We start from the raw sequence: 12993 nt of genomic DNA, 5'->3' as shown, positions 1-12993 counted from the left end.
AGTTTATGATTGCTAATGGAAGAGTTTTTAAATTTGGTGATAATATAGATACAGATGTAATAATACCAGCTAGATATTTAAATATAGCTGATTATAAGGAACTATCAACACACTGTATGGAAGATATTGATGATAAGTTTGTATCTAAAGTAAAGGCAGGAGATATTATAGTTGCAACTAAAAATTTTGGATGTGGTTCATCAAGAGAACATGCTCCAATCGTAATAAAAGAAAGTGGAGTATCCTGTGTAATTGCATCAACTTTTGCTAGAATATTTTTTAGAAATTCTATAAATATAGGGCTTCCAATACTTGAATGTGAGGAAGCAGCTAATAGCATAGAAGAAGGTGATACTATAGAAGTGGATTTTTCAACAGGTGTAATAAAAAACATAACAAAAGGAACAAAATATAAGGCTGAACCATTTCCTGAGTTTATGCAAAATATCATAACAAATGAAGGTTTAATTAACTCAATAAAGGTAAACAGGGGGTAATGGTGTATGAATTGTAAAGTAGCAGTCATAAAAGGTGATGGTGTTGGGCCAGAAATTATAAAAGAAGGTATAAAGGTCTTAAATAAAATTTGTTATAAATTTAATCATAAATTTGATTGTGAATATGTATTGGCTGGAGGATGTGCAATTGATGAAACTGGAGAACCTCTACCTGATAAAACTGTTGAAATATGTCGAAAAAACGAGGCGGTATTACTTGGAGCTGTTGGGGGTCCAAAGTGGGATAAATGTAAAGGGGATGCAAGACCAGAAGCAGGTCTTTTGAAATTGAGAGAATCCTTAGGCTTATTTGCAAATTTGAGACCAGCAACTATATATGAAAGTATAAAGGAATCTTCACCACTTAGAGCAGATATAGTAGAAAAAGGCATTGATTTTGTTGTTGTGAGGGAGTTAACAGGGGGCATTTATTTTGGAGAACGTGGAAGAAAGATTATTGATGGTGTTGAAGAGGCTTATGATGTAGAGGTATACAATGAAAATGAAATAAGAAGAATTGGAAGAAGGGCTTTTGAAATCGCTAGAGATAGAAAGAAGAAGCTTGTCAGTATAGATAAAGCAAATGTGCTTGAAAGTTCAAGACTTTGGAGAGGTATTATGGAGAACTTAGCTAAAGAATTTGATGATGTAGAGCTATCACATATGTATGTTGATAATGCTGCTATGCAAGTTGTGAAAGACCCTAGCCAATTTGATGTAATAGTGACTAATAACATCTTTGGAGATATAATATCTGACGAAGCATCCATGGTTACAGGTTCTATAGGTATGTTACCATCTGCATCACTTCGAGAAGATAGCTTTGGAATGTATGAACCAATACATGGGAGTGCTCCTGATATAGCTGGAAAAGATATTGTAAATCCAATTGCAACTATTTTATCTGTCGCAATGATGTTAAGACATAGCTTTAATCTAGAAGATGAAGCTAAATGCATTGAAGATGCAGTACAAAATGTACTTAGAAAAGGATACAGAACTAGTGATATATATAATAGTATAGGAACTGTTGTTGGTACAAAGAAAATGGGAGAATTAATAGTAAATGAAATTTAGAATTATAGTTTAATTTATATAATACGATTTGGTCATATAATGGGGGGCATTAGTAAAAAATTTATTGTGAAATAGTTTTATATTTGGGGTAGAAGAGATATTTTATTTTTAAAGCACAACATGATTTTAGGTAATTTTAATTACATAAAATCACGTTGTGCTTTTTTATAAAATAACACTTTGGATTAAGATTTTAATGCTGAAATAGCCTATTTTTGTTTATTAGAAATTTGCAGGGATTTAATTAATATTATATAATATATTTTAGTATTATGAATATTAAGTGACTGTCAATATTAGTTAGGAGATGGAGTTTTTGGGAAAATATAAGGTTTTAAAAAAGCAAAATAGTAGTAAATCTTGTTTAGTTTGTGGAACGCAAAATGAATTAGGATTAAAAGCAGATTTTTATGAACTTGAAAATGGAGAACTTGTATCAATTTGTAATACAAAAGATTGGCATCAGAGTTATCCAGGGAGAGTTCATGGAGGTATGTCTGCTGCAATATTAGATGAGACTATTGGAAGAGCTGTAAGTATAAATGATGACCAAATATGGGGGGTTACAGTATCTTTGGAATTGAAATATAAAAAGCCAGTACCAACAGATGCTACTATAAAAGTAGTTGGAAGGATAACTAAAGAAAATAGAAAATTATTTGAAGGTACAGGAGAAATAATTTTGCCAAATGGAGAGATAGCAGTAACAGCAACTGGAAAATATATGAAGATGCCTATTGGTCAAATAGCAGAAGGTGATTTTTCTGATGAAGAATGGTTCTTTGCTGAATCAGAAGAAAAAGTTGAATATATTGAGATTTAAGTGATTACATATTTGCTATGTAAAATGATGTGTAAAAAAATATAAAATTGAAAAACATAAGATAAAAATAACTTAGCTATACTTAAAAAAAATTCTTATAATAGCATTAAATTTACACGTTAAAAAAAATAATTTATATATTTAAAAAGTGTATTTTTTTTATGGGAAAAATTCAGAAAATTCAAACTAATGATGAGGTATAAAATGGATGATTTCACAAAATATAGAAAATAAATTATATATAAAATATAATTTTTATGTTGACATACTTAATTTAGCTTGATATTATAGATATTAAAAATAAGGACAGTAAACACACTATCCATATTACAAACTAAAAAAGGAGGGAATTATAATGAGTAAGAAATTATTTATTCCTGGTCCTATTGATGTTAGAGCAGAAGTCTTGGAAAAGATGGCTACACCAATGATAGGACATAGAGGGAAAGATGCATCTATACTTCAAAAAAGTATAAGTGAAAAAATGCAAAAATTATTCTATACCAACAACACGATACTTTTATCCACGTCGTCCGGAACTGGTTTAATGGAAGGCTCCATTCGTTCCTGTACATCCAAAAAGGCAGCAGTATTTTCCTGTGGGTCCTTTGGTGATAGATGGTACAAAATGGCAGTGGCTAATAATGTCCCAGCGGATATATTTAAAGTTGAATTAGGAGAGGCAACAACACCAGAAATGGTTGATAAGGTGCTTTCTACCGGAGAATATGATTTAATAACCGTAACTCACAATGAAACTTCAACTGGAATAAGAAATCCAATAGAAGAAATTGGAGAAGTTGTTAAAAAATATAAAGATGTGGTCTACTGTGTAGACACTGTAAGTTCAGCCGGTGGAATAAAAGTCGAGGTTGATAAGATTGGAATAGATATTTGTATAACATCATTACAAAAAGCACTGGGATTACCACCAGGAATGTCTATTTGCACATTTTCTCAAAAAGCAATCGATAGAGCGAAGCAAGTACCTTTTAGAGGAGTTTATTTTGATTTGTTAGAAATGTATGAATACTTAATCAAGAAAAACTACCAATACCCTTCAACACCATCTCTTTCTCACATGTTCGCTTTAGATTTCCAATTAGATAATATATTAGATGAAGGCCTAGATAACAGATTCAAACGACATGAAGACATGGCAAACTTAGTTAGAATCTGGGCTAAAAAACACTTCCAAATTTTTACCAATGAAAATCACTTATCCAATACACTTACTGTTATAGAAAATACTCAAGGTATTAGTGTATCAAATTTAAATTCAAAATTACAAGAACGAGGATTCCAAATAGCAAATGGCTATGGCAATTTAAAAGAAAAAACTTTTAGAATTTCACATATGGGTGACTATACTGTCGAAGATGTACAAGAATTATTAGATAATATTGATGATATATTAGGTTTTAATAAGTAATATTACAAAATTATGTGTATTTTAAGTTAAATTTAAAATATATAAAATAAAATGTGTTTTATGAAAATTACATATTAAATTTTTAACAAACATTAATGAAATTTGATATGACTTTAATAAAAAATATTTTGAAAATTATATAAATAGAAAGTGTAATTAAATAAAGTTTTTTAGTGATGAAAATACTTTAAAAAATAAAAATTGGAAAAATTAAGTGAATATAATTGGAGGAGTTTGTTATGTATAATATATTAATTACTGATGGAATAGAGAAAGATGCAGCGAGAAAATTGAGAGAGTTAGATTTTAATGTGATAGAAGAGTTTTATGAAAAAGATGTTTTAGGAGATAAACTTAAAGATGTTGATGTGCTTGTAGTACGTTCAGCTACTAAGGTTACTAAGGATGTAATAGACAAAGCATTAGAAGGTAAAAAGTTAAAATTGATAGTAAGAGGTGGGGTAGGATTAGACAATATAGATGTTAAATATGCAGAAGCTAATGGAATAAAAGTCATGAATACTCCAAATGCAAGCAGTATATCTGTTGCAGAACTTACAATAGGTCAATTATTTGTACTTGCAAGATTCATAAATACTGCAAATGTAACTATGAGAGATGGAAAATGGGAAAAGAAAAAATACAAAGGTACAGAAATTAATGGAAAAACATTAGGACTTATAGGTTTTGGAAGAATTGCAAAAGAAGTTGCAAAGAGGGCAGAACTATTAGGAATGAATGTCATATATACTGATATAATGGGTGAAGCACAAGGCTTTAACAAATATAGATTCTGTGATATGGAAGAAGTTTTACAAAAAGCAGATTTCTTATCTTTACACATACCTTTTGATAAGAATAAGGGGGCAGTAATAACTGAAAAAGAAATAAATAAGATGAAAAATGGAGCTTATTTAATAAACTGTGCAAGAGGCGGTTTGGTGGACGAAAAAGATTTACTAAAAGCATTAGATGAGGGTAAATTATCAGCAGCAGCTATAGATGTTTATGAGCAAGAACCTACATTAAATCTAGATTTAGTAAATCACCCAAGAGTTTCTCCTACACCTCATATTGGAGCATCTACAGTAGAGGCTCAAGAAAGAATTGGAGAAGAAATTGTAAATGTGATTCAAGACTACTTTCTTGACTTCAACAATCTAATAGGGGTAGCATTATAAAATATTTTATACAATTAGGAGGAATTTAGTAATGGCAACGATTAAACCATTTAAGGCGATTAGACCAAATAAATATATAGTAGATAAAGTAGCAGCACTTCCTTACGATGTTATGAATAGTGAAGAAGCTAGAGAAATTGCAAAAGGGAATCCATATTCATTTTTGCATATAGATAAATCAGAAATTGATTTAGATGAAAATATAAATTTATATGATGAAAAAGTTTATTTAAAAGCACGAGAAAATTTGGACGAATTTCGAAAACAAGAAATTCTAGTAAAAGAGGAAAAAGATTGTATATATATATACAAACAAGTTATGGATGGCAGAGCTCAAGTTGGTATAGTTGCATGTATTTCAGTTGATGAAAGCTTAGATGGAACAATAAAAAAACATGAGTACACTAGACCAGAAAAGGAAGTTGATAGAACTAATCATATAAAATACTGTGATGCTAATACGGGAACTATACTTGTAACTTACAAACATCAAAGATTAATAGATGATATGATAAATGATTTTATGGATAATCATGAGCCTTTATATGATTTTATAACAGATGACAAGATAGAGCATACAGTGTGGAAGATTGATAATGATGATATAATATGTAATTTAGTAAATGCATTTGGAAAATTAGATTATTTATATATTGCAGATGGTCATCATAGAACAGCTTCAGCAGAAAATGTAGCTAAAGAAATGAGAGCTAAAAATCCAAACTATACTGGAAAAGAAGAATTTAATTATTTTATAGCAATGATTGCACCAGATGAAAATCTAATGGTTTTAGATTATAATAGAGTTATCAAAGACTTAAATGGTTTAAATGAAGAAGAATTTATAAATAAAATAAAAGAAAATTTTGATGTAGAACAAATGAAAGGTAAAGAAAAATATAAACCTGACAAAAAAGGAACTTTCGGAATGTATCTAGGTGATAAATGGTACAAAATGAAGGCAAATAAGAATTTATTAGACATAGAAGACCCAGTTGACTCATTAGATATTTCTATACTACAAAATTATGTGATTGATGCTATTTTAGGAATTGAAAATCCTAGAGTAGATAAAAGAATTGATTTTATTGGTGGAATTAGAGGAATTGAGGAATTAGAAAGAAGAGTTAATGAAGATATGAAGGTAGCGTTTGCAATGTATCCTACTAGTATTGAGGATTTAATAAAAGTAGCAGATGCAGGCAAGATAATGCCAGCTAAGTCAACATGGTTTGAACCTAAGGTAAGATGTGGGCTATTCTTACACGAAATAAATGAATAATTAATAAAATTAAAGGCTAAAAAGTAAACTCTACTACTTTTTAGCCTTTAATTTTTAATTAAAAATAATAGTATAGTAATTTTAAATTATAAGAGATAGTTTTTCTAAAAAGCTATCTTTTTTTTTAGATTTTTATATGGTAAAAATTTACATTTAACAGAAATAGAGTAATATTGTATGTTATAATTTAGAATGGAAATTTATATAGACAGTATTTATAATAAGCGTTAAAAGATATTTGTTATTATTATAGACTATATTGTTATATGAGCAAAATTAGAAAAATAAAAGGATATTAAAGTGACATGCTAGAATTATTATTCGGAAACTAAGTTTCAAGGATGAGTATGAAGCTTATAATTATTTTATAGTGTTGAAGCTTAAGAAAATGGTAATTCAATTTGGAAACAGGATTGATTATATAAAAAGTATAGTGATTAATTAGAAAAATAATGAATAATAATTAGTATATACTATGTTATTAAGCCTTATTAAAATCAAAAGAAAATTAAGTTATATTTTTAAAATATTCATTAAAATTAAAGTGTTGAAAATGAGGATATATTGAGTTTAATTTTATCTTTAAATTAAAGTGGGACAATGTTAAATAGTATCTTATCTAAGAGGAACTTAAAAAATTGATTGAGGTATTTATAAGCATGAAAAGAATTATAAGGAATTTATTAATATAAGTATTATAAAAGAGAATAATTTTTATACATCAATTAATATATAATTAAAAGAAGTGTAAAATGAAAATTTTATAGATAAATTTAACTATATGTTGTTTGATTCTAATATAGGAAGAAATAAAATATGTATAAAAATAGGAAGATATAATATAAACATATAATATATTATATGTAATGAGGATGTGAGTATGGTGAACAGACTAAAGCCAAAAATTTTAGGTATTAGTATCTTGTTTATTATTATAATTATTTTAACCTGTGGGGCTATTTTTAAGTTTAAGTTTAAATTGGATAATAAGTTGAAAGAGACCACGCATACATATTTGTCAGAGTTTACGGAGCATAACATAATTAATCTTAAGACAAAACTTAGTGGTCAATTTGACATGCTTGAATCTATTGCTAGTTTTATGGGAAATTTAGATAATATAAATAATGATATGATGATTAATTTAATGGAGTCTGGAGTAAAGCGAAGTTCTTTAATTAGAATGTCTGTTTCTACACTGGATGGAAAAAGTTATTCTAATGATGGAATTATTACTAATTTAAAAGATAGAGATTATTTTAAAAAAGCTAAAAATGGAGAAAAAAACATATCAGAATCTTTAAAATCCATTATTGATAAGAAAGAAATAATAGTTTTAGCTACTCCTATCTATAAAGATGGAAAAGTAGCAGGTGTTTTAAGTGGAGCTTATGATTCAACTAAATTAAATGAATTATTAGGCTTATCTGCATTTGATAAAAAAGCACACGTTTATATTGCCAAAAAAAATGGAGATGTAATTGCTCAAAATACAAACGAAAATAGTAAAATGTTATCATGTGTATTTAAACTTTTTAATAAGGATAATTGTGAGGAAGTAAATTGTTTAAAAGTTATAAAAGAAAATATTAAAAATGATAAATCTGGATATTCTAACTATAATTTAGATAATAAGAAATTTATGTTAAATTATCAACCACTTGGAATTAATGATTGGTATATTTTTTCTGTTGTACCAAGTGAAGTAGTATATATTCAGTCAGATAATATTTCGTATGATGTATACATATTTGCATTAGAAATATTATTAGTTATATTAATTTTTGTTGTATATATAGCTTATATTATAAATAACAATACTAAGACTATTATAAATGAAAAAGAAAAATTTAAGGCACTTACTGATAATATATTAGGAGGTGTTAAAAACTGCTTAAAAGATAAATATATGACTATGACTTATGTAAGTCAGGGGTTTTTGGAACTTACAGGTTATTCTGAAGAGGATTTAGATGTAGTTTTTAAAAATAAATTTAAAAATATGATTTATAAAGAAGATGTAGACAAGGTTAATAGTATCGTTTTAAATCAATTAAAAAGACAAGATAAAATTGAAGTTGAATATAGAATTGTAAAAAAAGATGGAAGTATAATTTGGGTTTTAGATAGAAGTAAATCTATAAAAGAGAGTAAAGGGAATGAATATATACAAGGAGTCTTAACTGATATAACAGAACTCAAGAAAATACAAGAAGAATTAGACTCAAAAAGGTTTGAAATAGAGACTATCAATGATAGCATTGTTGGTGGAATAGTGATAACTGAGATAAATGATGATTTTGATAGTATATATTTAAATGAAGGTTATTTAAATATGATTGGATACACACGTAAACAGTTAGAAGATGAATTAGATAATAAATTAATCAAGCTGATTTTCAGAGATGATAGAGCTGGAATGATTGATGATATAAATAAGCAACTTAAAGTAAATGATACATTTGCATGCGAACGAAGAGTTGAAAAACGAGATGGTAGTATTATATGGATTTTATTAAAAGGAAGAAAAATAGTTGATGAAAATGGAAACTCAGTACTATGTAGTGTAATTGTCGATATTACTTCTGCTAAATTATTAGAGCAAGAGCTTAAAAAGAGTGAAGAACGTCATGAGATTATTATAAAGCAGACACAAAATATTATAGTTGAATGGAATATAGAAAAAGACCAAATGAGTATTTCTCCTAATTGGTATAATAAATTTGGTTATGACCCTATAACTGAAAATGCAACGAAAAATATAATTAAATCAGTTGATATATATCATGATGATATAGATAAGTTTATTTTATTAACTAAGCTCACTTCATCAGGAAGTGAGTATGAGGAGTGTGAGATTAGACTTAGAGATACCACTTATGCATGGTTTAGTATAAAAGCAACGACACTGTTTGATGATAATGGGATACCTTATAAAGTTGTAGGTAGTTTAACTGATATTGATGAATCAAAACGAGAAGCTGAAAAATTAAAAGAGAGAGCGGAAAAAGACCCACTAACAGGTTTATATAATAAAAAAGCATCACAAGCACTTATAGAAGAATATATAACATTGGATAAAAACAGACAAGGTACTTTAATGATTATTGATATTGATGACTTTAAAGGTATAAATGATAATTTAGGTCATTTATATGGTGATGCTGTATTAAGTGAAATTGCAAGTGATTTAATAAATTTATTTAGAGCATCTGATATAGTAGGAAGAATTGGTGGAGATGAGTTCATTGTTTTTATGAAAGATATTTCTGAAACAAAAGATATTATGAACAAAGCAGAGGAATTGGTCAAAACGTTTGAGAGGTCTTTTGTAGGTAAAGGATATAATTATAAAATATCTTTGAGTGTAGGGATTGCTAGATTTCCAAAAGATGGAACAGATTACATGCAGTTATTTAGAAATGCGGACATAGCTCTTTATTCAGCTAAGGGTAAAGGAAAGAATCGTTATGCCTTGTATGATAAAAAAATTGATAAAGTACAATATATAGCAAATACAAGAAATACAGATGAAAATACCAATGTAGCAAGGTCTTTTAAGGAACATATTACAAATTATATATTTGATATATTGTATGAATCAAATAATATAGAAATGGCTGTAAATTTGATTCTTGATATTGTGGGTAAACATTTTAATGTGAGTCGTGTCTATATATTTGAAAACTCAGATGATAACCTCTACTGTAAAAATACATTTGAATGGTGTAATGAAGGAATAACAGCAGAAATTGATAATCTTAAGAATATTTACTATGGTCATTTAGGCAATTATCTTTTAAATTTTAATGCAGATGGATTATTTTATTGTAATGATGTTGATAATCTCAATAGCGATTTAAAAAATTTGCTTAAAGCACAAGGGATATGTTCAATATTACAATGTAAAATTTTAGAAGGTAATGAATTTAGAGGATTTGTAGGATTTGATGAATGTTCATATAATCGTATGTGGACCAGTGATGAAGTGGATACACTGACATTTATTTCCAAGACGCTTAGTGTGTTTTTATTAAAAATGCGTATCCAAAGTAAGCTAGAGGAATCTTTAGAAGTTCAAAAGTCTGTAATGGATAACATGGACATATGGGCTTATGTTGTTGACAGAAACACATATGAACTGTTATTTATCAATAAAAAGATGCTTGAGTCAGCCCCAGATACACATGTAGGTGATTTATGTTATAAAGTACTATGGAACAATCAGAATAAACAATGTAGAAAATGCCCTATGAGTTGTTTAAAAGATGGAACTGATACTTGTAAATCATTTATGCGTAACAAAAAGTTTGGTGTAAATGTAAATATAACGGCAACAGCTTTAAAATGGTTTGATGGTAAAGATGCATGTTTAATATTTGGTAGTGAAGTAAATAGTGTTGAGTCTGAAGCAAATATTTAAATGAGCTTCTTGTAAAGATTTCCTAACTAATTGAATAAAACGTTTAAACTACTGTATTATAGATTTACTTAAAATCACAATTTTGATTTATTGAACCTAAAACGTTCATATAAATTATTTAAGTTGTGGTTTTAAGTATTTTTTGTGTTATAATTAAGCGTTAAGAACAAAATTAAAAGATATTTTTAATTTTAAGAAAGTATTTGTTAAATATACATTGAGCAGGTGATGATATGGAAAATAGGTTTTTACCAATAAGTAAACAAGATATGATAGATAGAGGATGGGAAGAGCTAGACTTTGTGTTGGTTACAGGTGATGCATATGTAGACCATCATAGTTTTGGTACAGCAATAATATCTAGAGTTTTAGAAAATGCTGGATATAAGGTAGGTATAATAGCACAACCAAATTGGAAGACGACAGATGATTTTATGAAATTAGGAAAGCCTAGACTTGGATTTTTGGTTAATGCAGGGAATATGGATTCAATGGTGAATCACTATTCAGTGAGTAAGAAGCATAGAGATAAGGATATGTATTCTCCTGGTGGAAAAATGGGTTATAGACCAGATAGAGCCACAATAGTCTATTGTAATAAAATAAGAGAAGCATATAGCGATGTTGCAATAGTAATAGGAGGAATTGAAGCTAGTTTAAGAAGATTTGCCCATTATGATTATTGGAGTGATAAGGTTAGAAAGTCAATGTTGATAGATAGTGGAGCAGATTTATTAGTTTATGGAATGAGTGAAAAGCAGATTGTGGATGTAGCTAATGCACTTAATGATGGATATGACCCCAAATATATTAGACATATTGATGGGACATGTTATGTTGCAGATACACTAGAAGAAATATACGATAACTATATATTGATTCCATCATATAAAGAAATATGTGAAGATAAAATGAAATATGTAGAGGCTTTTAAAATTCAATATGATGAACAAGACCCATTTAGAGGAAACATAATTGTTCAACCTCATGGAAGTAAGTATTTAGTTCAAAATAAGCCAGAGAAACCTCTAAATAGAGAAGAATTGGATGAAGTTTATGGATTACCATATCAAAAAACATATCATCCTGTATATGAGAAATCTGGTGGTATACCAGCTATAGAAGAAGTGAAATTTAGCATAGTAAGTTCAAGAGGGTGTTTTGGTAGTTGTTCATTTTGTGCAATAACCTTTCATCAGGGAAGAGCTGTTCAAAGTAGAAGTGAGAAATCAATTATTGATGAAGCAGTAGGAATAACAAAATTAAATGATTTTAAAGGATATATACATGATGTTGGAGGTCCAACAGCTAATTTTAGAAGACCAGCATGTAACAAACAAATTACTAAAGGTGCATGTAAAAATAGACAATGTTTATCACCATCACCATGTAAAAACTTAGATGCAGACCATAGTGAGTATCTACATTTACTTAGAGCTGTAAGAAAATTACCTAACATAAAAAAAGTGTTTGTACGCTCTGGTATTAGGTATGATTATGTAATGGCAGATAAAAATAATAAGTTTCTTAGAGAGCTAATAGAACATCATGTAAGTGGTCAATTGAAGGTGGCTCCAGAACATATATCAGAAGAAGTTTTAGAATATATGCAAAAGCCAGCAGGAAAAACTTATGATAAGTTTAGACAGAAATTTTTTGCTATAAATGAAGAATTAGGTAAAAAACAATATTTGATACCATATTTAATGTCTAGTCATCCAGGGTCTACACTAAATAGTGCCATAGAGTTAGCTGAATATTTGAGGGATACTCATTATCAACCAGAGCAAGTTCAAGATTTTTATCCAACTCCTGGGACACTGTCAACTACAATGTTTTATACAGGAATAGACCCACTTACAATGAAGCCAGTTTATGTCCCAAAATCAAAACGAGACAAAGCAATGCAAAGAGCTTTATTACAGTATAGAGCACCTAGAAACTATGACTTGGTATATTCTGCACTAGTTGAAGCTGGAAGAGAGGATTTGATAGGTTTTGGACATAGATGTCTAATAAAACCAAAGGATGAGAAACCTTATTTTAATAGAAATAATTCTAATAAAAATAAGTCTAAGTCTTCTACTGAAAATAAAAAATATAATGCAAATAATAGAAAAAATAAAAAACAACAAAAAAGTCCAAGTAAGAGAAAGAAAAAATATTAAAATAGAGTGTAGGTAAATAGTAAATAAAATTATTTAAATAAGAAGGATTATTCGATAAATTAACAGAAATTAATATAAATAAATATAATTATTTTATAAAAAGTTAGTTT

8 protein-coding genes are annotated in these 12993 nt (G+C 28.3%); all 8 read left to right on the top strand.

Going from position 1 to position 12993, the window contains the following annotated elements:
• Positions 1 to 5: 5 nt before the first annotated feature.
• The 8 genes from leuD (at position 6) to IC174_RS11360 (ending at position 12883) form a co-directional block, all read left to right on the top strand.
• On the top strand, positions 6 to 497 hold the full coding sequence (leuD, locus tag IC174_RS11395) for a 3-isopropylmalate dehydratase small subunit (protein WP_227436706.1): 492 nt from the start codon (positions 6 to 8) through the stop codon (positions 495 to 497).
• A gap of 6 nt (positions 498 to 503) precedes the next feature.
• Positions 504 to 1574 carry a 3-isopropylmalate dehydrogenase gene (leuB, locus tag IC174_RS11390; RefSeq protein WP_227436704.1) on the top strand — a complete coding sequence of 357 codons (1071 nt, stop codon included), beginning with the start codon at positions 504 to 506 and terminating at the stop codon, positions 1572 to 1574.
• A 307-nt stretch (positions 1575 to 1881) separates the two neighbouring features.
• On the top strand, positions 1882 to 2397 hold the full coding sequence (locus IC174_RS11385; RefSeq protein ID WP_227436702.1) for a PaaI family thioesterase: 516 nt from the start codon (positions 1882 to 1884) through the stop codon (positions 2395 to 2397).
• Between the two features lie 355 nt (positions 2398 to 2752).
• Positions 2753 to 3829 carry a pyridoxal-phosphate-dependent aminotransferase family protein gene (locus IC174_RS11380; RefSeq protein WP_227436700.1) on the top strand — a complete coding sequence of 359 codons (1077 nt, stop codon included), beginning with the start codon at positions 2753 to 2755 and terminating at the stop codon, positions 3827 to 3829.
• Between the two features lie 239 nt (positions 3830 to 4068).
• Positions 4069 to 5010: a D-2-hydroxyacid dehydrogenase gene (locus tag IC174_RS11375; protein ID WP_227436698.1), complete on the top strand. Its 942-nt coding sequence runs from the start codon at positions 4069 to 4071 to the stop codon at positions 5008 to 5010.
• 31 nt (positions 5011 to 5041) lie between these two features.
• A complete protein-coding gene (locus IC174_RS11370) occupies positions 5042 to 6292 on the top strand; it encodes a DUF1015 family protein (RefSeq protein ID WP_227482941.1) in 1251 nt (416 codons plus the stop codon).
• Between the two features lie 880 nt (positions 6293 to 7172).
• Positions 7173 to 10715, top strand: a complete 3543-nt coding sequence (locus IC174_RS11365) for a diguanylate cyclase domain-containing protein (RefSeq protein WP_227482940.1) — start codon at positions 7173 to 7175, stop codon at positions 10713 to 10715.
• Positions 10716 to 10948: 233 nt separating this feature from the next.
• Complete coding sequence (locus tag IC174_RS11360) at positions 10949 to 12883, top strand: YgiQ family radical SAM protein (protein ID WP_227482939.1); 1935 nt, start codon at positions 10949 to 10951, stop codon at positions 12881 to 12883.
• Positions 12884 to 12993 lie beyond the last annotated feature (110 nt).

Source organism: Clostridioides sp. ES-S-0001-03 (genome assembly GCF_020676075.1).
Classification (GTDB): Bacteria; Bacillota; Clostridia; order Peptostreptococcales; family Peptostreptococcaceae; genus Clostridioides.
This window is presented reverse-complemented; position numbering and strand designations above follow the sequence as displayed.

Bases quoted from the DNA above. Each gene is read 5' to 3' on its own strand.
- leuB (WP_227436704.1), top strand. From the start codon at position 504: ATGAATTGTAAAGTAGCAGTCATAAAAGGTGATGGTGTTGGGCCAGAA.
- leuD (WP_227436706.1), top strand. From the start codon at position 6: ATGATTGCTAATGGAAGAGTTTTTAAATTTGGTGATAATATAGATACA.
- IC174_RS11360 (WP_227482939.1), top strand. From the start codon at position 10,949: ATGGAAAATAGGTTTTTACCAATAAGTAAACAAGATATGATAGATAGA.
- IC174_RS11365 (WP_227482940.1), top strand. From the start codon at position 7,173: ATGGTGAACAGACTAAAGCCAAAAATTTTAGGTATTAGTATCTTGTTT.
- IC174_RS11380 (WP_227436700.1), top strand. From the start codon at position 2,753: ATGAGTAAGAAATTATTTATTCCTGGTCCTATTGATGTTAGAGCAGAA.
- IC174_RS11375 (WP_227436698.1), top strand. From the start codon at position 4,069: ATGTATAATATATTAATTACTGATGGAATAGAGAAAGATGCAGCGAGA.
- IC174_RS11385 (WP_227436702.1), top strand. From the start codon at position 1,882: ATGGAGTTTTTGGGAAAATATAAGGTTTTAAAAAAGCAAAATAGTAGT.
- IC174_RS11370 (WP_227482941.1), top strand. From the start codon at position 5,042: ATGGCAACGATTAAACCATTTAAGGCGATTAGACCAAATAAATATATA.